Source organism: Paenibacillus melissococcoides (assembly GCA_944800085.1).
Taxonomy (GTDB): domain Bacteria; phylum Bacillota; class Bacilli; order Paenibacillales; family Paenibacillaceae; genus Paenibacillus_B; species Paenibacillus_B melissococcoides.
Genome location: CALYLO010000009.1, coordinates 43,900 through 65,631 on the forward strand (window position 1 = coordinate 43,900; position 21,732 = coordinate 65,631).

A 21,732-nucleotide genomic window follows, 5' to 3' on the forward strand; every position below is an offset into this window, starting at 1 on the left:
CAGCTTGGAGTTCTGGCCGCTGCGTTCCTGCCTAACGATAGCTGGTGTTGTATGACCAGGTCCCTTTTCAACCGCCGAGACGGGCAGTATAATTTACCATATGATCCTAAGGCAGTGAACTCGAATTTAGATAGACATGGGGAGGCGGAGCATGGCTACATTAAAAGATATTGCTGAACGGGTCGGCGTCTCCATCTCCACCGTATCACGGGTGGTGAACGGGGATGACAGCCGCCGGATAAGCGACGAGACGAAGCAGAAAATATGGCAGGCTGCCAAGCAGCTGAATTACCGCGCCAAGCCTGCCCAGAAATCAGCCGCCGGGGCGAAGCGGTCGCCGAAGCATTCCGCGCCATTGACGATCGGCTGCATTTTGTCCTTGCCGGACAATAAATATAATCATCCTTATTTTTCCCCCATCATCCAGGGAATCGAAGCGAAGCTGATGGAGGAAGGGATCTCGCTGGCGTTCCTTCATACCCAGGCGGAGTTGAAGAGCGGCGCAGTGCGGGAAGCGCTAATGCACGATCGGGCGTTGAACGGCGTCATCTGCATCGAAGGGATGGAGCCGGAAATGTACCGCTGGCTCAAGGAGCGGGTGCCGGTCATTATTGGCATCGATGTGGCGGATCCGGACATTCCAATCATTTCCTATGACCGGTTGGATGCGGCTCGCATCGCCGTGCGCCACCTGCTGGAGCTCGGGCATACCGACATCGGCTTCATCGGGGGCGCGGGCCTGCTCGGGCGCATGGAGCGGGAGAAGCGGTACCGGGGCTACAAAATGGCATTGAACGAAGCGAATTGCTCCTTCCGTTCCGACTGGGTCATCGATGCCCAATGGGATGCCGACCGGAGCTATCAGGGCATGAAGCGCCTGCTGGAGCGGCAAGAGCGGCCGACGGCGATGTTCTGCGCGAGCGACATGATGGCGATTGCGGCCATGCGTGCCGCCACGGAGCTGGGGCTGTCGATTCCCCGCGATATCGCCTTCATCGGGATCGACGACATTGAATTTTCAAAATACAGCTCGCCGCCGCTCTCCTCGGTCCATATCCCGAAATACGAGATGGGCTACACGGCCGCCAAAATATTGCTGGACAGCTTGCACCAGCCATATCCTTACCCGTTCCGGATGCTGCTGCCGTTCCATCTGCAAATCCGGGAATCGAGCCGGCCGCCGGAACGAAAAGCGCCTGCGGACGGGTAGACGGGACGATGCTCTCATCTCCCGCCCAATCGCGCTTCCAATCCTGGAACCTTCAATGAAGCCATGCCTTTGTTGGAGGTTTTTTGATGCGTTCGGTAATGTTGGAGCTTTCCTTCCGCCCTGATAGGCGGCGTGTTCAAGACCGTGCCTTGCTGATTGGATGAATGGAGCGGACAGCGATCACCTCTTCAATCTCCTTAGCTTCGCTCTCCCCTTCGTTCAGAAGCGGCACTCGCAGGCAGAACAAAGGATTCGCTGGGACTTGCCCGGAACGCCCGAGGATATCGGGGTTGGGGGTTTCACTTCTCCCTTCTTTTTTGCTCCTATTGTCGTCATCCGAGCGCATTTGGAATTTTCTTTCCTGACAGGAAGGGAGAGTGTAGCAAAGAACCGGGAGAACGGTGCTGAAGGAGAAATTACCTGACCGGATGGGAGAATGAAGATAAGGCGAGATACCTGACCGGACGGGAGACTGAAGAAGAAGGAGAGTTACCTGTCCGGACGGGAGAATGGAGATAACGGCGATCTACTGACCGGACGGGAAAATGGAAAGAGGGTGGATTCCCAGACCGAGCGAGTGAATAGAGACGACAGAAAATCGCCTGACCCAATGGGATAATGCATGAAAGGAAGGAAGAAGGCAGAGGCTATCTCGTTTGAAGCTGGACCGCAGGCAACGCAACGCCACGAGGCACTCCATCACTGGAGCGCCTTCTCAATTGTTCGGAGAACGGGCAGCATGTTCCTGCTATCAAGCTATCTATTTTCATAATATCTATTTTCATAATCCATAGTTATCTGTTCGCGGACGGGTAGTGCAGCAGGGTCATGTAGCGTATGGTGCGGTCGGTGCGGTTCGTATATGTATGAACCTGGTCGGCGGTGAAGCGCATCGTCGTCTTCGGCTCCAGCACGTATTCGTCGCCGCCCAGCGAGACGTGAAGCACGCCGTCAATCACCATGATGAACTCTTCGACGCCGTCGTAGTGGGCTTCCGACACATGGGAGCAGCCCGGGTCCACCTCCACGCTGTACACCTCGAATCCCTTGTCCTGTTCAAAAGGAAAGATAGGAAACGTGCGGTATGCCCCTTCTTCCTCCACAAGCGGGGTAATATCCTCTATCTTAACGATCGACACGCTCGGCGTCGATTCTTCCATCAGGGTTGCGAAGGAGATGCGCAGGCCATTCACAATTTTCCATAATACTGAAATGGTCGGATTCGATTCCCCTCGTTCGATTTGCCCGAGCATGCCTTTGCTGACGCCGGACATGTCCGACACCTGGTCCAGGGTCAGTCCCCGCGATTTGCGGATCTCTTGCAGGTTTTTCCCGATTTTTTTGTGGATCGGTTCTTGCATGGCGGTTCTCCTCTCCCACTCTGTACCGGATATCTGAAAACAATACAAAAGACCATGTACAATATAATGCACATTTGTGTAGTATATTATACAACAGCATGAAGTATTGGTATCCGTTTTCTTTCTATTGTATGTAAAAAATAGGGGAGGAGCAATCCGTAAATGACAGCGACGATGATCGGTTTGGTCAAGGCAGAACGCAAGCCTGGAGCCGTCTTGAAGGAAGTCCCGGTTCCGGCGTACGGCCCGGATGAAGTGTTGGTTCGCGTCAAGGCGTCCTCCATCTGCGGAACGGACGTTCATATTTATAAATGGGATGATTGGGCGGCCCGCACGGTCGTCACTCCGAATGTGTTCGGCCATGAATTTGCCGGCATCGTGGAGGCTGTCGGCGACCGGGTGACGAACGTGAAGGCGGGCGATCACGTATCGGGGGAAGGCCATGTCGTCTGCGGCGTCTGCAAAGCGTGCCGCACCGGCAACGCTCATGTCTGCCCGCATACGCGCAGCTTCGGGATTACGCTGCCTGGCTGCTTCGGCGAATACGCCGTTCTGCGAGCCAGCAATGTCATCCAGAACGATCCGCAGCTTCCGTTTGAAATCGCTTGCTTGCAGGATCCGCTCGGCAATGCCGTGCAGACGGTGCTGGCCGGAGACATTGTCGGCAAGAGTGTCGCTGTCGTCGGGGTCGGCCCGATCGGGCTGATGGCGATTGCGGTCGCGAAGGCGTGCGGCAGCGGAACGATTATGGCGGTGGACATCAATCCGTACCGGCTGGAGATGGCGAAGACGATGGGGGCCGATGTCATCGTCAACAGCAAGGAAGTGAATTCGGTGCAGGCGATCCGGGAGGCGACGAACGGGGAAGGCGCGGAAGTGGTGCTGGAAATGTCCGGCCATCCCGATGCGATCCGCGACGCGTTGAAGGCGGCGGCCCAAGCCGGCCGCGTCTCGCTTCTGGGCATTCCGAGCAGGGAGGTAGCCTTCGATCTCGCGGAGGATGTCATTTTCAAAGGATTGCAGCTGGTAGGCATTACCGGGCGCCGCATGTATGATACGTGGTATCAGCTCAAAGGTCTGCTCGAACGGGGCCGAATCGATCTGACGCCGATCATTACGCACCGGCTTACATTGGACCGGTATGACGAAGCGTTCGACTTGATGTCTTCGGGGAATTGCGGCAAAATTGTATTTATCCACCAGCAGTAACAAATACAGAGACGGAGGTGCGGCAGCATGGCCGGATTTGATGTGATTGAGCAGCAATTGAAGGAATTGAAGGAGTCGGGCCGCTATCGTCCGCTTACCGTATGGGAAGGCGGATCGGATTCCTGGATGACGCTGCAGGGAGGCAAGCGCGTCCTGCAAATGTCGTCGAACAACTATTTGGGGCTGACGCAGCATCCCGCATTGAAGCAGGCGGCAGCGGACGCGATTGCGAAGTACGGCGCCGGAGCCGGTTCCGTGCGGACGATTACGGGCACGCTCGACATCCATGACGAGCTGGAGCGCCGGCTGGCCGAATTCAAGGGCACGGAGGCGACGCTGGTATTCCAGTCGGGCTTTACGACGAACCAGGGGGTGCTGGCCTCGATTCTCGGGCCGGACGATGTCGTCATCAGCGATGAATTGAACCATGCCAGCATCATCGACGGAATTCGCCTGACGAAGACGAACAAGCGCATTTATGCACATAAGGACATGGATCAGCTCGAAGCGGCGCTCAGGGAGAGCGGCGGCTTCCGCCAGCGGGTCGTCGTCACCGACGGGGTATTCAGCATGGACGGCGATATCGCCCCGCTGCCGCATATCGTCGAGCTGGCGGAACGGTATGACGCGATCGTCTATGTCGATGACGCCCATGCCAGCGGCGTGCTCGGCAAGCATGGCAAAGGCTCCACCGATCATTTCGGCTTGCATGGCCGGGTGCATATCCAGGTCGGCACGCTGTCGAAGGCGATCGGCGCCGTCGGCGGCTATGTAGCCAGCTCGCATTCCTTGAAGGACTACTTGACCAATGTGGCGCGCTCGTTCCTGTTCAGCACGTCGCTGCCGCCTTCGGTAGCGGCCACCTGCCTTGCCGCGATCGAGGTGCTCAAGTCGGAGCCGGAATTGACCGAGCGGCTGTGGCGCAATGCCAACTCGTTCCGCAGCATGCTGCAGGCGGAAGGCTTCGACACCGGCGTGAGCGAGACGCCGATCATTCCGATTATCGTGGGCGATCCGGCCCGCACGAATCAATTTTCCCGCCGCCTGATGGAGGAGGGGATCTGCGCCCAGGGCATCGTCTATCCGACGGTCGCCATGGACAAAGGACGCGTCCGTCTCATCGTGACGGCGCAGCATACGGATCAGGACCTCGCATTCGCCCGGGAAGTGCTGACGAAGGTCGGCAAAGAGTTCGGACTGATTTAATTTTACGTTTTAGATATGTTTGTTTCGCCACTCTCTATCTATGCAGGAAGGAGGGTGGCTTTTTTCACCATCAATGCCAATAAACGTTTCAAAAATATGATTCTCCATTACGTAGAGTGGTTAGCGGACTTATTTACAGAGAGATAGTCGGGAATGTCTCCTGTTCCACCACCATAGCAACCACGAGGAAAGCTTTCAAAGAATCAAGAATTCGTAACCTTGTTTAAAGGTACAATCCTTGATGTAAAATAAAATCAGCCCTTCCGATTTCCCATGTTTCGGGAAGCGAAAGAAGGGATCAAAGTCTCGATGGACGCCAACGGCCGGGCAACTAACAACAGCCAAATAGAGCGCTTCTTTCGATGGCTCAAGTATGAGTGCATCCTTCTTCAAGAATTTGAACCCTCGTGCGCTACGTCATGGGATAGCTTGCTACGTCCAATATTACAATCAGGAGCGCCCTCACCAGTCACTTGGCGAAGCGCGTCCCGTGCAATTTTACGCCGATAACGACAAGAAAATCGCATCTTGAATTTCGCTGAAAGGAGGACATAGCTTATTTCTCAAAAAAACGTGTTTTGACAATGAGGAGCATTATTAATATCACAAACATGATCCTACGCACAATGGCAAAATTTCATGAAGTCTTTAATTCTTCTGTTACGTAAAAAGGAGTATGCAGGCGTTCTGTATAGCCATGTATTCAGGTAAACATATCAACTACAGTGAAGTCCGTTGTCTTACGTACAGGCCGTGAGTAGTACAGATAAGATTCAATAACTCTCGATCATTTTTGTTTACTACAAAAACTTTTAATACCAAGCCATTAATCCATACCGTCATTTTTATTTTTTTAAAAACAAAACAAGAGCAGACTTTATCTTTTAAGGAGAGTTTGGTTAAAAACTCAATATCATCAAACGTATCCAATGAAACAAATTGTTCTTGCTTTTTCTTTGTTTTTTCTAAAAGTCTATCAAAATAACTTTTCTCGGAGGGAAACTGTTCCAATAATTGATCAATACGCTGGACAATATTACTATAAATTATAACATCGCTTAAGCCCCACAACTGTTGTACTACTTCTAAGTAACGTTCTTCGATTTTTACATATTTTTTCATCAACAACTCATTTTTTTTACATTTATCGTAAAAAATCTCTAGGGTATCACTTGCAGGATATCTAAGTACTCGCGGAAATTGATCAACAATAAATGTTTGTGAAGGAAATAAGGCATCGGTATCCAACCACAGCAAATCTTCTTGATTCTCTTCCAGTATTTTTAGCGCTGCATGTGGATCCTCCCACAATTTGTCCGTAAGAAGAAAACCAATATTTTGTTTGTTCATACCAAAACCACCTTTTATTTATTTTTTGCATTGTTCTCGCATTATTTCGCTAGCAGCTTAGCTGCGCGATGCTTGCCCGTACTATGTATGATTCTCTGATTGCCGCTTAGAAAGACCGTTTCTCTACTTAAATTTCACTTATTCGACATGCAGATTGAATTTCCTTTCCGCTGTTTTCCAGCCTTAATTCAACTTATATCGAACAACCTATTTCTATGGGTGTCAACTCATATAAAAATCTTACCGATCGGTAGTGATTCATTCATCACCGTAACATTGATTTTCTCGCTTTAAATATACTCATGTTTGTTTTTTATATCTTTCGGCATCCAATATTTTGCGTTCGGAAGCATGGGGGCTTCTCATAGAAACTTTAATCAAACTATATTTACAAATAAAGCAATATATCATGACCTATGCAGTTTAAGTAAGTAACTGGTAATCAGTGATCACGACAAACTGTTGAACATACTTCGGTAAATATCGCAAAAACCTTTTGACATTTCAGAAACACCCCCATAATCGAGAAGGATACCTTTATTTACAGGGTATATCTTCCAGATTATAGGTGGTGCTTCCATGTCAGCGTTGCAAAACCGAGGTTCAAAGAATTAAATCACGGCGAATGTACCGGAGCACCCATTCTGAAGAGCTTGTGGGAGCGATTTGACTTCTCTCTGTTACTCACGGGGTCCGGCATTATGAAACGCAATGGTACTCCTTCATGGCTCATTTGCTTTCTCTATGTTGTCGGTCTCGTTTTCAATTGCTCCTCCGTCGTTCAGATGGCACAGTTGGCCGACAAAGACGCTTTGCTTAAGGCGATGTTCCAGCCTTGGAAACTTGCGCAGTACACCTTAAGCCGCTTCTTTACGAAGGGATTCGCTTGGACGACATTCGGAAAAAAACGTGTCTCGCGCTTGCAGCAAGATCCTTTAACTGCTCTTACCGATGGGGACGTTGTGAATCTCGATGACACGCACAGCGCACATCCTTTTGCCAAAGTGATTCCGTTTCTCAGTTGGCTCTATGACCACTCCACCAAAGCCTATGTCTGGGCAACGAATCTGGTGGTCTTGCAGGACGTTCTGAAAAGCGGATTAGAGTACCCGTTGTTTTACCGGATTTGGCACAAGCCCGAAACGAAAGGAGAAGGTCTGACTAAAATCGATTTAGCCAGGCAGATGCTGCTCATGCTGCGTGAATCCGTTACCTGCCGGTTGTGGGTAGCCATGGATCGCTGGTACCTGTGCAAGCATTTCTTTTCGTTCCTTGAAGAGAATCATTTTGATTGGGTCACCAAGGCCAAGCGCAACATGGCTTTGTTCCGTAAAATGATCGAACCTGGCACTCGTCGGGAACGTTACGTGCCGCTGACTCCGGGCATGCTGATCCGGGAAGTCTTTAAGGAACTCACAAATCAAGCAACATCCGATCTCAGCTCCATTTCAATACCGGGCATCTACATGAAGCGTCCATACATCACAGTGAATCGAAAAGGAAAGCAAGTGACCAAGCAACGCTATGTTCCGGTGGCTGCTGTTGCTGCTATGCGATTGAAGGAAGAAGATCTCACGGGATCGGACTCGATTCAAGCTGAACAAGAAGAAGAGCCGGCCACTTACAAAGGCGCCTATTTGTTGATCAGCAATCGCCACGATGTTCCGGAAGACGTGGTGCAAACCTATGCCAAGCGCTGGCGCATCGAAGTGTTCTTTCGCGCCGTCAAACAGGAATTAGCTTTTGAGAAATGCCATTCCGAATCTGAAGCGCATCACCACCCCCACTTCGAGCTATTGTTTGCCGCTGAAACCCTCTTGGCTGTGGCGCTCTTTGACTGAACAAAGAAAAAACGAGTGATGATGAAGGCTACACCCACGGCAAAATGGTTCGTGGCCTCTTCCACACTCGTTGTCAACAAGACTTATTGAACTGTTTTGGCCAGAGCATTATCTAATGCTTCTTTGGGTTACACCAAAACCAGAAATCTACCAAGCTTTACCACGAACTGCATAGCTCCTGGGAAATAATATATCAATTACAAGGATTGCTATTCCCATCAATATTAAAAGGAAAAGATGTATTTAGGTTTTATTTACACTCAGATTACAAAAATAAGAGAAAACTTCTGGACGAACCTTACATAGATGAATTCATGTCCTCGTCGGAAAAAGAACTAATGGAACATGTTTGGAATACGAGATTCGGTCATTTGTCTGTTGGAGAAAGACGATACCTTTGTATATTAGCTACAACTCTAATGAAAAGAAAACTTTATTTATTTGATGAACCTACATCAGGGGTTGATCCAGAGGCAAGAATTCATATTTTAAAAAGAATAGAAAAGTTATTAACCACGGATACTATAGTTCTGCTATCAACCCATACGCTACACGAATTTGAAGATATCAATTGTAAAATTCACCTACTTCATCAAGGGCGGATAAAGTTCCAAGGTTCCTATGCTGAATTTGTTGAAAGTACTCAAAATCATAATCCTGATATAGCGTTTTATAAAAATGTTCAACCTCTTGACAGTCCCGGATGATGCGGCAGCCATGAACGTTTTTGCGAAACATAACGGCAGCGGCAAACAGATTAAAAAGCGAGTCTCGGCATGTCCGACGGCTCGTTTTTTTGACATAATATTTGCCCCAAATTAATAAAGAAATTTTTACGTTTTTGAACGATACCGGTTGACGCTGGCGAATCACCCGATATATAATGTGCACAAGCATAAAAGAAAGCCCTTACATGGGCGATTGTCGGATACTGGCAATCTGTTTGTCCGCAAGTTGTTTGTGCAAATTTGCGCAAGGATATTATGCGCAAACGCGATAAGAACGCTGCCTCGAGTTATAGCCTGTCATTGATCCGTTTCATTGCGCTGATGCGCGAAATCTTATTTTCCAGAGGTTGAATACTCCAAGGTGAAAAGGGGACAGAATGATGCAGCAAGTACGCATAGGAATGATCGGAGCCCGCGGACGGGGCGGGATTGCGAAGTATTGGCACAAGCCGGACGGCCGTTCCGTCGTCGTCGGCGCGGCGGATATTTATCCGGAGAAGCTGGAGGAATTCCAGCAGGAGATTAACCCGGATGCCTTCGTGACGACTGATTACCGCGAATTGCTGGCGCGGGACGATATTGATGCCATCGCGGTCACTTCGCCCGATTATTGCCATGAAGAGCATGCGGTGGCTGCGCTGAAGGCCGGCAAGCATGTCTTTTGCGAGAAGCCGCTCGCGATCACCGTCGACAGCTGCGACAACATCCTCAAGGCGTGGCAGGAATCCGGCAAGAAGCTGATGGTCGGCTTCAATATGCGGTATATGAATATGTACCGGACGATGAAGGAGATTGTCGATTCCGGCGTTATCGGCGAGATCAAGGCGGTATGGGTGCGCCACTTCGTCGGCTGGGGAGGCTACTTTTACTTCCATGACTGGCACGCGAACTCCGCCAATTCGACCGGACTGCTTCTGCAAAAGGGCTCTCATGATATCGACATCATTCATTGGATTACCGGGCGCTATGCGACGAAGGTGTCGGCCTTTGGCGGTCTCGATTTCTACGGCGGCGACAAGCCGAACGATCTGACTTGCCCGGCATGCGATGAGCGGGAGACGTGCACGGAGGTCAGCCCGGGCCGCCTGATCGAATGCGCCTTCCGCGAGGAAGTGAATGTGGAAGACAATAATGTGGTCATTATGGAGCTGGAAGGCGGCATTAAGGCATCGTATTTGCAATGTCATTTCACGCCGGACTATCAGCGCAATTATACATTCATCGGAACCGAAGGGCGGATGGAGAACAACGAGCTGGAGAACAAGGTCTACGTGTGGACCCGCCGCTCGAACAATCCGCGCGAGCTGTCCAACCGGGTGTACGAGATTAAGGAAGCGAAGGGCTCCCACGGCGGCGCCGATCCGAATATTTGCAAGGACTTCGTAGATATGATTCTCGACGGCAAAATGCCGGTCGCGACGCCGCTGGCGGGCCGCATGAGCGTGGCTGTAGGCTGTGCAGCGACGGAATCGCTGCGCGGCGGCGGAGGCGTGGTGCAGGTCTCTCCGGCGCCGGATGCGGCCGTTCTCCAGGGAAGCGGCAACTGATACCCAAGAAGGAAGCAGGTTCTCGCATCTCCTGCGGCGGATATTTTTGCGGCATGGGGAGACGGGAACCAACACCTTACCTTTGATCTTGTTAAAAAATTACAAAAAGTATAATTGATGTATTTAAATTGAAACGGCCAAGAGAAGGCCTGCAGTCAATGGGGAGAGAAAGGAGAGTGAATGAAGAGTTGAGCAAAGCGGGGGTTACAACGGAAAGCTTCCCGGCGGTTCGGGCGCGCAGATCTTCCCGGGTCTGGCGCTCGATCAAGCGCAACTGGCAATTGTATGCGCTGATTACGCCGGTCGTTGTCTACTATATCGTCTTTCATTATTTGCCGATGTACGGCGTCCAGATCGCGTTCAAAGACTTCATCGCTTCCAAAGGAATCTGGGACAGTCCTTGGGTGGGCTTCAAGCATTTCGAACGGTTTTTCAGCAGCTATTTCTTCGAACGGATTATTGTGAATACGCTTACAATCAGTCTGTATACGCTGCTGGTCAGCTTTCCGATTCCGATATTGCTGGCCTTGATGCTGAATGAAGCGAAGGCGCAATGGTTCAAGAAGACCGTGCAGACGATTACGTACGCGCCGCATTTTCTGTCTGTCGTCGTCGTGGTCGGCATGCTGTTTATTTTCCTGAACCCGAGCACGGGCATCGTCAACCATCTGATTGTCGCCTTGGGCGGAGAGCCGATCGCCTTCATGACGGATGCGAATTGGTTCAAGACGCTGTATGTGCTGTCGGATGTGTGGCAGACGATGGGCTGGAGCTCGATCATTTATTTGGCGGCTTTGTCCGGCGTCGATCACCAACTGCATGAAGCGGCGACGATTGACGGCGCGAGCAAGCTGCAGCGCATCTGGCACATCAATATTCCGACGATTGCCCCGACGATTATTATTTTGCTTATCCTCAATCTGGGGACGGTCATGGCGGTGGGCTTCGAGAAAATTTTCCTGATGCAGAACAATCTGAATCTCGCCAGCTCGGATGTCATCTCCACCTATGTGTACCGCAGCGGGATACTGGATGCCCAGTACAGCTTCTCCGCCGCTGTCGGATTATTCAATTCGGTCGTGAACTTCGCGCTCTTGATTCTCGTGAACTCGATCGCAAGACGCGTTAGCACGACGAGCCTATGGTAAGGAGGGGGTTGCCATGATCGATCGCTCTATCGGAGACCGTATCTTCGATGCCGTCAATTACGTCCTGTTAACGCTGATCATGCTCATTGTGCTCTATCCACTGCTCTTTGTCCTGAGCGCCTCCGTCAGCAACCCGGAGACGGTGCTGCGCGGCGAGATGTGGCTGATTCCGAAGCAGATCAACTTCGACGCATACGCCAAAATTTTTCAGAATAAAGACATTCTCCTTGGTTACGGCAACACGATTCTATACACCCTTCTCGGCACGGCCATCAATCTCATCATGACGATATGCGCGGCGTATCCGCTCGCCCGCAAAGACTTCCTCGCCCGGGGGCTGATTACCGGCATGATCGTATTCACCATGTTCTTCGGCGGAGGGCTCATTCCTACTTATTTGCTCATCAAAAACTTGAATATGCTCGACACGCTGTGGGTGATGGTGATTCCGAACGCCGTCGCGGTCTGGAACATCATCATTATGCGCACCTTCTTCCAGCAATCGATTCCGGGCGAGATTCAGGAGGCGGCCATGATTGACGGATGCAGCCATATGCAGACGCTGCTGCGAATCGTTCTGCCCCTGTCGATGCCGATTATCGCCGTCATGGTGCTATTCTACGCGGTAGGCCACTGGAATTCTTATTTCAACGCGCTGATTTACTTGTCCAGCAAGGACAAATTCCCGCTGCAGCTCATTCTCCGCGAGATTCTGATTCAGAGCGATTCGGGCGACATGATCAAGCTGACGTCGGAATCGGCTGTGAAGATGAAGATGAGTGTAGAGGGATTGAAATATGCGGTGCTGGTCGTGGCGAATTTGCCGATGCTCGTCCTATATCCATTCCTGCAACGCTATTTTGTCAAAGGCATCATGATTGGAGCTCTGAAAGGGTAAGCGACTAAAAGTGATAGACCAATAGCAAAAGGGGGAAGTGTAAGTGAGATCAAAAAAATGGCTGATGACGACGATGAGCGTGCTGCTGAGCTTCTCGCTGCTGATTACGGCATGCGGGGGAAGCGGCGGCGGAGGGGGAGCCGATGCCGGCGGCAGCGATGAGCGGCTCGCCAAGATGAACAAGGAAGGGATGCCGATCGCCAAGGAAAAGATGACGATGTCCGGCTTCGCCGCGAAGTTCTATGCTTCGGCGGACTGGAGCAAGCTGATGCTCTGGGAAGAATACGAGAAGATGACCAATATTCATATCGATTGGGAGACCGTGCAGGTCGACAGCTTGAAGGAGAAGCGCAACATCAAGCTGGCCGGCGGCGATTATCCCGAGATTTTCTTCGCCTCCGCCTTCGCCAAGAGCGATCTGATCAGGTACGGAAGCCAGGGCACCTTCCTGCGGCTGAACGAGCTGATCGACGAGCATGCTCCGAATTTCAAGGCGTTGATGGACAAATACCCGATCGTGAAGCAGGGCATTACGATGCCGGACGGAAGCATTTACGGACTGCCGACCGTGTTCGATCCGGACTTCAAGTCGCTGTTCTACGGGACGCCGTGGATGAAGAAGGAATGGCTCGACAAGCTGGGGCTGAAGCCGCCGACCAATCTGGAGGAGCTGCATACGGTGCTGAAGGCGATCAAGGACGGCGACCCGAACGGCAACGGAAAGAAGGATGAGATCCCGTGGGGTTCCCGGGGCGTCTGGATCATGATCAACTTCCTGAAGGGCTCGTTCGGGCTGAACAAGAACGGGACGGCGAATCCGAACGTCGACCTCGATCCGGAGACCGGCAAGCTCCGGTTCGTGCCGGCGACGAAGCAGTACAAGGAGCTGCTGCAATATGTCGCGAAGCTGGGCGCCGACGGGCTGTTCGATCCGGAGACGTTCACGATGAAGGACACCGACCTTACATCCAAGGCGACGGCCGGCGTGTACGGGTTCCTGGACGGCGTCAATCCGGAGGCCGTCTACAATCAGGAGGGCTATGTCGGCATGCCGGTGCTGGAAGGCCCTTACGGCGACAAGACCGCGACCAACATCGGATCGCCGCTCGGCAATATCGGCATGTTCGTGCTGACGGACAAAGCGAAAAATCCGGAAGCCGCCATACGCTGGATGGATCATTTCTACAGCGATGAAGGGGTCAAAATGTTCTTCATGGGCTTCGAAGGCGTGACGTACAAAGTGAATGACAAGGGCGAATACGAGTATCTGGATGCGATCACGAACCATCCGGACGGCTTGAACCTGGATCAGGCGGTCAGCCAGTATCTTACCTGGCCGGGCGGATATTATCCGGGCATGGTGATGCAGAAGTACTTCAAGGGGGCGGAAGGGCTGCCTTCATCGGTCAAGAACGCCGAGGAGGCGGAGCCGCGCTCGATTCCGATGAGCGAGGTCTGGCCGGCCTTCAACTTCACGCCGGAGGAGCAGGATGAGCTGACGACCATTCAGACGGATATTCATACGTATGTTGATGAGATGCGCGACAAGTTCGCTTCGGGCGCGGTCGGATTCGACCAATGGGACAATTATGTGCAGCAGTTGGAGAAGATGAATCTGAAGCGTTACCTGGAGATTTACCAAGCGGCCTATGAGCGTTATCTGAAATCGAAATAAACGCCAGCAGCCCCGCGCCGAGCAGTCGGCCGCGGGGCTTGCTGGTCTGGCCGCGACTACAGCACAGGCAGAATCTCGTCCCAGACCGCATCGAGGATGCTCTGCATATCCCCTTCGTTGCTGTTGATGGCGATCCCCGCATCGCGGCCGGGGATCACGATGCAGAACTGCCCGTGCGCGCCGTCGGCCCGATAAGCGTCATGCGTGCACATCCAGAACTGGCAGCCATAGCCCTGGCTCCAGTCGATGCTGCCCTCATTGTCGATATGCTTGCGCGTGGCGAACGCGATCCATTCCGCGGGGATGAGCTGCTCGCCTTCCCAAGCGCCCCGCTGCAGCAGCAGTTGTCCGAAGCGGCTCAGCTCCTCGTTGCTGATGCGCAGCCCCGCGCATCCGAGCGTGACGCCGAGCGGGGACGTGTCCCATTCGACGCGTTCCATCCCGAGCGGCTCGAACAAGCGCGGAGTGAGATATTGATGGACCGTCTCGCCGACGGCGGCTTGCACCATCGCCGAAATCATGAAGGTGTCTCCGCTGCTGTAGGTGAACCGCTCGCCGGGAGGACGGTCCAGCTGCAGCGACATATAATATTTGGCCCAGTCCTTCTCCTGCAGCGACTTTCTCTCGTCGGCCCACAGCGGCGGAGCGTCATGGCCGGAGGCCATCCGCAGCAGATCGTACAAGCGGATGCGGCCGGGCTCAAGGGCGGGATCATTCGCGATTCCTTCCCGCACATGCTGCGGAAACACATCCCCCAGCGTCGTCTCCAATGTCAGCTTCCCTTCCTCGATTGCCAGTCCGGCCGCCATGCAGGTGAATGATTTGCTGATCGAATGCTGCACGCGGCGGATATCTTCGCCCGCATCCCATTGCGCCGCCAGGCGGCCGCCTTGCCGAACCCGCGCGGAGAGGACGTTTAATTTTTTCTCGGTTACCCGCTGCACAAAACCGGTTAATACATGAGACATCATCCAGTCCTTCTTTCCTTATGGATTTTGAAATGATGCAGAGAGGAACGCTGGCAGGAAGAACGGTATCTCCCTATGTATATCGCAATAGAAACGTTTCTGCGATAGAGCGCTAAGCTGTTATTTATCATATTACAATCGCTCTCATACCATGTCAACGGACAAGAAGCAAGCGCTTTCTTTTGTCCTGTTCAATCAATTTAAGGATATATATAGATAAAATGGGACAGAAGTGATTATGCTTCAACATTTCTCGAGCTTATTTTTCGAAAAATCATTGACAGGCTCAGGGTGCGAGATCTATGCTTTAGTCGAAACGATTCGAAAAACCGCTTTCACAGGAAAAAGGCGCTCCAAGGCAGCCTGGATTCCCAGGTGCGAGCCCGTTACGAAAGTGGCGAATCGGCGAAGCTATGATTTCAAACTTTTGAAAATGAAAGGGATTACATATGGCGCATGTAACGATAGACACCGGCTCAACGACATTGCGAATGACAACGAACATCCACGTCGTCTTTCCCCTGGAATCTCCTCATCCGTCAGGTAGCACGCAGTATCTGCTGCACGGGGCGGGGGACAATGCGAGCACGTGGCAGCGGCTGACGACGATCGAGCTGTATGCGGCCAAGTACGGCTGCACGGTCATCATGCCGGAGGCGAACCGCAGCTACTACACGGATATGGAGTACGGGTTGGATTATTTTTATTACATTACCGAGGAGCTGCCAGAGCTGTGTAAGCGCATGCTTCGCATGAATACCGATCCGGAGAGGACATTCGTAGCCGGATTGTCCATGGGCGGCTATGGCGCGTTGAAATGTGCGTTGACCTATCCCGAGCGGTACGCCAAGGCCGTATCCTTGTCCGGAGTGACCGATATGCAGAGGCGTCTTCAAGACCCGGAGATGCCCCCGGGCATGGTCAAGGAGATGCGGGCGGTGTTCGGCCCCGAGCTGAAAATTCGGCCGGAACAGGATCTGTACGCCTTGGCGGCGAGGAGAGCGGAGGAGAAGGGAGCGCTTCCGTCCATCTTGTGCTGCTGCGGCTCCAGCGACCCGTTCCTCGCGATGAACCGCGACTTTGCCGGTTATATGCAGGGCACTCCATTTGACTTCCGGTACGTGGAAGGACCGGGAACGCATGACTGGCTCTTCTGGGAAGAGCATTTGAAGACGGCATTTGACTTCCTGTTTGAGGACAAGAACAAGGGAGAGAGAGGAGATGCAATTTGAAAGCCACCGCTTTAGATCCAGACGGACCTGTGAAAGGACATGTGAAGTTCGGAAGCCTGCTTACGCAAATATGGAAGAACAGAATGGTATATACGCTCCTTCTTCCCGGATTGATATGGCTGCTGCTGTTCGCCTACTTGCCGATGGGCGGCCTCTCGCTCGCCTTCAAGGATTATAAGGCCAATCTCGGAATCTGGGGCAGCCCGTGGGCCGGATTCGAAAATTTCAAGTACGTGTTTCGCGATCCGGCGTTCATCGATGCGTTATGGAGAACGCTGTACATCAATATTATTAAGCTGGTCATTCAGTTCCCGTTCCCGATTCTGCTTGCTCTGATGCTGAACGAGCTGCGGATGCGGCGTACGAAAAAAATCTTCCAGACGGTCTTTACGTTCCCTCATTTCCTGTCCTGGATTATCGTATCCGGCGTCGTCATCAATGTGCTGGCGTATGACGGGCTCGTGAACAGCGCCCTGGCGCTGCTCGGCTTGCCGACGATCAACTTCCTCGGCTCGGAGGAGATGTTCGTTCCGATGCTGCTGCTCACGGACATTTGGAAGTCGACCGGATGGGGCGCGATCATCTATTTGGCGGCGATATCCGGGATCGACCAGGATCAATACGAGTCGGCCCAGATCGACGGCGCCTCGCGCATGCAGCAGATGTTCCGGATTACGCTGCCGAACATTTTGCCTACCGTTACCATCATGTTCATTTTGTCGGTGGGCGGCCTGATGTCGTCGGGCTTCGATCAGATTTTCAACCTGGCGAACGCGGCGACGAAGAACGTGTCGGAAGTATTGGATGTGTATATTTACCGCATTACGTTCCAGTCTTCGACGGACTTCTCGTTTTCCACCGCAGTCAGCCTGTTCCGTTCTCTCATTAATATGATTCTGCTGCTTCTGGCGGACAGGGTGGCCAAAATGCTGGGCGGAGACGGTCTGTTCCGATAAGAGAGGGGTGCAAGGGATGAGCAAGATAGCTGCCAAGAAGCAGCATAAGTTCCGCATAGGAAACATGACGGCGCTCGATTACGTGATTTTCTTCCTGCTGCTGATATTCGCCTTATTGATTTTGATTCCGTTTTGGAATGTGATAATGATTTCCTTCTCGACGCCGAAGGAATATGCCGATAATCCGATGATGATGTTCCCAAGAAATCCGACCTTGGCTTCCTACAAGGCTTTGTTCGAGGACGGAAGCATTTTGACGGGGTACTGGAATACGCTCAAGCTGCTTATCGTAGGCTTGCCGCTCAGCCTGTTCCTGACGAGCAGCATGGCCTACGCGCTCAGCAGAAGCAAGTTCCCGGGCAAGAAGATTATCTTCTTCCTTGTGCTGTTCACGATGATCTTCAACGGCGGCATCGTGCCGCTCTACCTGATTATGAAATCGCTCCATCTGACAGGCACGCTGTGGTCCGTCATCCTGGCCGGCAGCTTCAGCGCCTTCAACATGATATTGATGATGAACTACTTCCAGAGCCTTCCTGAATCGCTGATGGAATCGGCAAGGCTGGACGGAGCGGGCGAATGGAGAATCCTGTTCTCCGTCGTCCTGCCGCTGGCGGCGCCGATTATGGCGACCATTACGCTTTTCTATGGCGTCGCCTACTGGAACAGCTGGTACGACGCGATGATTTTCCTGCGCAAGGCGGATCAGCTCCCGCTGCAGAACGTATTGCGGACGATCATTGTCGAATCGCAAACCAACGCCTCGAACGCTTCCAGCGTCGATGCGGTCGGCAAGCAAGCTTTTTCAACGGGGATGAAAATGGCTGCGGTCTTCGTGACGATGGTGCCGATTATGTGCTTCTTCCCGATGCTGCAAAAGCATTTCGCAAAAGGGGTGTTAACAGGGGCTATCAAGACCTGATTAATACGCATAGAGGTCGTTCAAAAAGTCCGCTTTTGATCACGAAGCCGAACTGTTTGAACACTCATTAGTTAGATTTTTGCAATAAAAATCTAAAATCACGGGGGAGACATCCAATGAAAACGAAGAAAAAGCTGTCGGTAAAATCTGTTCTGGCCATCGCCTTATGCGCGGTCATGCTGATGGTGACTGCTTGCTCGAAGCAGGAAGCGCAAGGCGGCAATGAGAAGGATGGCGACGGAATCTGGCATCGTACAGACAAGACGTGGATAAGGCGATGAAGAAAAATCTGGGCGTGGAGAGCGACGATGTCGTTCACACCGCGATCGTGCTTGGCGACGACGGCAAGTACCGCAACCTGGAGCAAGTCAATTTCTGGTCCGCGCTTATTTTCTCGCCGAACATTAGCGAGGAGAAATTCGAGCGCATCATGGACCTGCTCGACTATTCGACGTCCAAAGAAGGACAAATGTTGCTCAACATGGGCTTCGAAGGCAAGGATTGGAAGTATGGTGACAATCAAGAACTCGTCAGCCTGCTGCCGGAAGGCACGTCTCTGGAAGACAAATATCCAAGCCGCTTCGAAGGGCTGTACCTTTTGGGCGACGACTTCAGCATGATCAACCCGGCGATCAAGAAGGAGTACCGCGACAGAGCGATCCTTCACTATCAGAACAAAGCCAAGCTCGGCAAAGAAGGCGGCAAGCTGGCCGAGTACGATTGGACGGTTCAACTGTATGATTCCAAAGCGAAAAATCAGGCGACCTTCAATTATGAGTCGGAATGCACGAACCTGATTCTGCAAAACGGAGATCTGGAAGCAAACTGGAAGAAATGGGTGGACAGCAAAATGCCGCTTGTCCAACCGGTTCTGGATGAACTGAACAAACAATAAGAAATACGCATGTAGCTGCAAGTGAAGTTGGCCTGAGGGGTTCGTCAGCGGTCCGAGTCGATGGAACCCGGTATGCAGGATAGTCCCATGCAACCGGGTTCTTCGCTTCACCGTCCAGCTCTTCTGAATGAGGAATGTGCATAACTGCCGCAGCGGAGGGCTTCCCTCCCTGCATGACCTGGGGATGCTGGGCACCGATGATGTGCTTCTATCATTCCGGTTATGCATGTTCCTGAGAAAGGAGAAGGAATCTGGCAGTTATTCAATTTTGTAAACCGATTACTCCCTGGAAGAATCTATGATCACGCCCTTATAAATGAAGCAATGGAGGAACGACTATGGACAATCCGCAATTAACCGCCCTGCTGCGGCAAATGACGTTAGAAGAGAAAGTCGCGCAATTGCTGCAGCTTACGGCTCATTTTCATGAAGGCGCAGCGAGTGAAGGACAAGTGACCGGTCCAATGGAAGAGATGGGGATCACGGAATCGATGGTGAACGCCAGCGGATCCGTGCTCGGACTGTCGGGCGCGCAAGCGGTCATTGACGTGCAGAGATCCTATTTAAGCAAAAGCCGGCTCGGCATTCCGCTGCTGTTCATGGCGGATGTCGTGCACGGGTTCAAGACGATATTTCCGATTCCGCTCGCGATCGGCTGCTCCTGGGATGTGGACCTGGCGGAGAAGAGCGCGGCGGTGGCCGCCAAAGAATCGGCGGCGGCGGGCATCCATGTCACCTTCGCGCCGATGGTGGATCTGGTGCGCGATCCGCGTTGGGGAAGAGTGATGGAGACGACCGGGGAAGATCCGTATCTGAACAGCCTCTTCGCGCGCGCATTCGTTCGCGGCTACCAGGGCGGCAATCTGAAGGAGGACACCGACCGTCTCGCGGCCTGCGTCAAGCATTTTGCCGCTTACGGCGCGCCGGAGGGCGGACGCGACTACAATACGGTCGACATGTTGGAGCGCCAGCTGCGCGAAACCTATTTGCCGGCATACAAGGCGGCGCTGGATGAGGGTTGCGCAATGGTGATGACCTCCTTCAATACGGTCGACGGCATTCCGGCCACCGGCAATGAGAAGCTGACGCGCGGCATCCTGCGCGAGGAATGGGGCTTCGATGGCGTCGTCATCTCCGACTGGGCGTCGATTCGGGAAATGACCGCCCACGGCGCGGCGGAGGATGATCGCGAAGCGGCATACCGGGCGATTCGCGCGGGCGTCGACATCGAGATGATGACCCCGTGCTATGTCCGGCATCTGCCGGAGCTCGTTCAGAGCGGACTGGTCGACGAAGCGCTCATTGACGAAGCCGTGCTGCGGATTTTGCGGTTGAAGGAGAAGCTGGGGCTGTTCGACAATCCGCTGCGCGGGGCGGATCCGGAGCGGGAACGCCAGGTGCTCTTCTGCGAGGAGCATCGACAGGTGTCCTACGAGCTGGCGGCCAAATCATGCGTGCTGCTCAAAAACGACGGCGTGCTTCCGCTGCGGCCGGGGGCCAAGGTGGCGCTTATCGGGCCGTTCGCCAACAGCGAAGATATTCTGGGCTGGTGGTCCTGCGTCGGCGTGAAGGAAGACGCCGTCAAGGTGGGCGACCCCCTGGCCGAGCGGATGCAGGACGGGCTGCTGGAGATCGCGCCCGGCTGCGGCATCGGCCGCATGACGCCGGAGCAATGCGAGGCGGCGCTGGCCGCGGCCCGGGGCGCCGATATCATCGTGCTGGCTCTCGGCGAGGAATCGGCGATGAGCGGGGAAGGCGGCTCCCGGACGGACATCCGCCTGCCGGAAGGGCAGCTTGAGCTGGTGAAGCGCGTGAAATCATTGGGCAAGCCGATGGCTGCGGTCCTGTTCAACGGCCGGCCGCTCGATCTGCATGGCGTATACGATGAAGCCGATGCGGTGCTGGAGGCCTGGTTCCCGGGCAGCGAGGGAGGCGCCGCGATTGCCGATATTCTGCTCGGACGCATCAATCCGTCCGGGCGGCTGACGATGTCGTTCCCGCAATCGGCAGGCCAGGTGCCGGTCTATTACAACCATTTCAATACCGGACGGCCTCTCGATCCGGCCAAGACGGAAGAACGCTACGTGTCGAAGTATATCGACTGCCCGAACGAGCCGCTGCTTCCGTTCGGCTTCGGCTTGTCCTATACGACATTCGAATACGGCGAGGTATCGCTGTCCGGCAGCGAGATGACGCCGGAGCAGCCGTTGATCGTCAGCGTCCGGGTGACGAACACGGGCACAAGAACCGGGGTGGAGACGGTGCAGCTCTATATCCGCGATGTCGCCGGCGATGTCGTTCGTCCGGTTCGCGAGCTGAAGGGCTATGCGCAGGTGGAGCTGGCGCCGGGAGAGAGCGAGACCGTGACGTTTACCGTGACCGAGGAGCAGCTGCGGTACCATCATTCCGATCTTCGTTACGCCAGCGACCCGGGAACGTTCCGCGTCTATGTCGGACCAAACAGCCGGGATACGGCGGAGCAAACGTTCAAGCTGGTCCGGTCGAACTGACGGAAGCTGCCGTCCGCTTTCCTTATTAATGAAGAAATTAGATATTTTTTTCGCAATAGAAGAAACGCAATTGATG

Annotated in this window: 20 protein-coding genes; 16 read left to right on the top strand and 4 right to left on the bottom strand. The window is 53.2% G+C overall.

The genetic code is table 11. The annotated features are described in order from the left end of the window. Positions 1 to 151: 151 nt before the first annotated feature. Positions 152 to 1,210, top strand: coding sequence for a LacI family DNA-binding transcriptional regulator (locus OCY70_RS26560; RefSeq protein ID WP_213427389.1), 1,059 nt, complete (start codon positions 152 to 154; stop codon positions 1,208 to 1,210). A 794-nt stretch (positions 1,211 to 2,004) separates the two neighbouring features. Here the strand turns inward: OCY70_RS26560 and OCY70_RS26565 are convergent. Next, positions 2,005 to 2,571 carry a helix-turn-helix domain-containing protein gene (locus OCY70_RS26565; RefSeq protein WP_213427388.1) on the bottom strand — a complete coding sequence of 189 codons (567 nt, stop codon included), beginning with the start codon at positions 2,569 to 2,571 and terminating at the stop codon, positions 2,005 to 2,007. 162 nt (positions 2,572 to 2,733) lie between these two features. Between OCY70_RS26565 and tdh the strand changes: the two genes are divergently transcribed. Beyond that, a complete protein-coding gene (gene tdh / locus OCY70_RS26570; protein WP_213427387.1) occupies positions 2,734 to 3,780 on the top strand; it encodes an L-threonine 3-dehydrogenase in 1,047 nt (348 codons plus the stop codon). A gap of 27 nt (positions 3,781 to 3,807) precedes the next feature. Next, positions 3,808 to 4,986, top strand: a complete 1,179-nt coding sequence (locus OCY70_RS26575; RefSeq protein WP_213427386.1) for a glycine C-acetyltransferase — start codon at positions 3,808 to 3,810, stop codon at positions 4,984 to 4,986. A 195-nt stretch (positions 4,987 to 5,181) separates the two neighbouring features. Here the strand turns inward: OCY70_RS26575 and OCY70_RS26580 are convergent, their stop codons facing one another. Then, positions 5,182 to 5,379 carry a hypothetical protein gene (locus OCY70_RS26580; RefSeq protein WP_213427398.1) on the bottom strand — a complete coding sequence of 66 codons (198 nt, stop codon included), beginning with the start codon at positions 5,377 to 5,379 and terminating at the stop codon, positions 5,182 to 5,184. Here OCY70_RS26580 and OCY70_RS26585 point away from each other — a divergent pair. Beyond that, positions 5,360 to 5,518 (top strand): integrase core domain-containing protein, encoded by a 159-nt coding sequence (locus OCY70_RS26585; RefSeq protein ID WP_213427385.1) that lies wholly within the window; start codon positions 5,360 to 5,362, stop codon positions 5,516 to 5,518. The two genes, OCY70_RS26580 and OCY70_RS26585, sit on opposite strands and share 20 nt — an antisense overlap. A gap of 188 nt (positions 5,519 to 5,706) precedes the next feature. Here OCY70_RS26585 and OCY70_RS26590 read toward each other — a convergent pair whose 3' ends face one another. After that, positions 5,707 to 6,336 carry a hypothetical protein gene (locus OCY70_RS26590; RefSeq protein WP_213427384.1) on the bottom strand — a complete coding sequence of 210 codons (630 nt, stop codon included), beginning with the start codon at positions 6,334 to 6,336 and terminating at the stop codon, positions 5,707 to 5,709. A 701-nt stretch (positions 6,337 to 7,037) separates the two neighbouring features. Between OCY70_RS26590 and OCY70_RS26595 the strand changes: the two genes are divergently transcribed. From OCY70_RS26595 to OCY70_RS26620, 6 genes are all read left to right on the top strand, one after another. Continuing rightward, positions 7,038 to 8,177, top strand: a complete 1,140-nt coding sequence (locus OCY70_RS26595; protein WP_213427383.1) for a transposase — start codon at positions 7,038 to 7,040, stop codon at positions 8,175 to 8,177. A gap of 206 nt (positions 8,178 to 8,383) precedes the next feature. Next, on the top strand, positions 8,384 to 8,884 hold the full coding sequence (locus tag OCY70_RS26600; protein ID WP_249724796.1) for an AAA family ATPase: 501 nt from the start codon (positions 8,384 to 8,386) through the stop codon (positions 8,882 to 8,884). Positions 8,885 to 9,285: 401 nt separating this feature from the next. Further along, positions 9,286 to 10,452: a Gfo/Idh/MocA family protein gene (locus tag OCY70_RS26605; protein ID WP_213427381.1), complete on the top strand. Its 1,167-nt coding sequence runs from the start codon at positions 9,286 to 9,288 to the stop codon at positions 10,450 to 10,452. 158 nt (positions 10,453 to 10,610) lie between these two features. Further along, positions 10,611 to 11,600, top strand: a complete 990-nt coding sequence (locus tag OCY70_RS26610; RefSeq protein WP_249724794.1) for an ABC transporter permease — start codon at positions 10,611 to 10,613, stop codon at positions 11,598 to 11,600. Positions 11,601 to 11,613: 13 nt separating this feature from the next. Continuing rightward, entirely contained in the window at positions 11,614 to 12,498 is an 885-nt protein-coding gene (locus OCY70_RS26615) for a carbohydrate ABC transporter permease (protein WP_213427380.1), read from the top strand. Positions 12,499 to 12,541: 43 nt separating this feature from the next. After that, positions 12,542 to 14,173 carry an extracellular solute-binding protein gene (locus OCY70_RS26620; RefSeq protein WP_213427379.1) on the top strand — a complete coding sequence of 544 codons (1,632 nt, stop codon included), beginning with the start codon at positions 12,542 to 12,544 and terminating at the stop codon, positions 14,171 to 14,173. A 56-nt stretch (positions 14,174 to 14,229) separates the two neighbouring features. Here the strand turns inward: OCY70_RS26620 and OCY70_RS26625 are convergent, their stop codons facing one another. Then, positions 14,230 to 15,141: a serine hydrolase domain-containing protein gene (locus OCY70_RS26625; RefSeq protein ID WP_213427378.1), complete on the bottom strand. Its 912-nt coding sequence runs from the start codon at positions 15,139 to 15,141 to the stop codon at positions 14,230 to 14,232. 449 nt (positions 15,142 to 15,590) lie between these two features. Here OCY70_RS26625 and OCY70_RS26630 point away from each other — a divergent pair, with 449 nt between their 5' ends. The 6 genes from OCY70_RS26630 to bglX all read left to right on the top strand — a co-directional run bounded on the left by OCY70_RS26630 (position 15,591) and on the right by bglX (position 21,656). Further along, the gene (locus tag OCY70_RS26630; protein WP_213427377.1) at positions 15,591 to 16,373 is read left to right on the top strand and encodes an alpha/beta hydrolase; all 783 of its coding nucleotides are present in this window, start codon (positions 15,591 to 15,593) and stop codon (positions 16,371 to 16,373) included. Further along, a complete protein-coding gene (locus tag OCY70_RS26635) occupies positions 16,370 to 17,329 on the top strand; it encodes an ABC transporter permease (protein ID WP_213427376.1) in 960 nt (319 codons plus the stop codon). The genes OCY70_RS26630 and OCY70_RS26635 overlap by 4 nt, the downstream gene beginning before the upstream one ends. 16 nt (positions 17,330 to 17,345) lie before the next feature. Further along, a complete protein-coding gene (locus OCY70_RS26640) occupies positions 17,346 to 18,251 on the top strand; it encodes a carbohydrate ABC transporter permease (protein WP_213427375.1) in 906 nt (301 codons plus the stop codon). Between the two features lie 116 nt (positions 18,252 to 18,367). Continuing rightward, complete coding sequence (locus OCY70_RS26645; RefSeq protein ID WP_213427374.1) at positions 18,368 to 18,532, top strand: hypothetical protein; 165 nt, start codon at positions 18,368 to 18,370, stop codon at positions 18,530 to 18,532. Further along, positions 18,529 to 19,146 (top strand): hypothetical protein, encoded by a 618-nt coding sequence (locus OCY70_RS26650; protein WP_249724788.1) that lies wholly within the window; start codon positions 18,529 to 18,531, stop codon positions 19,144 to 19,146. The genes OCY70_RS26645 and OCY70_RS26650 overlap by 4 nt, the downstream gene beginning before the upstream one ends. Positions 19,147 to 19,484: 338 nt before the next feature. Next, entirely contained in the window at positions 19,485 to 21,656 is a 2,172-nt protein-coding gene (gene bglX / locus OCY70_RS26655; RefSeq protein WP_213427373.1) for a beta-glucosidase BglX, read from the top strand. Positions 21,657 to 21,732: the final 76 nt, after the last annotated feature.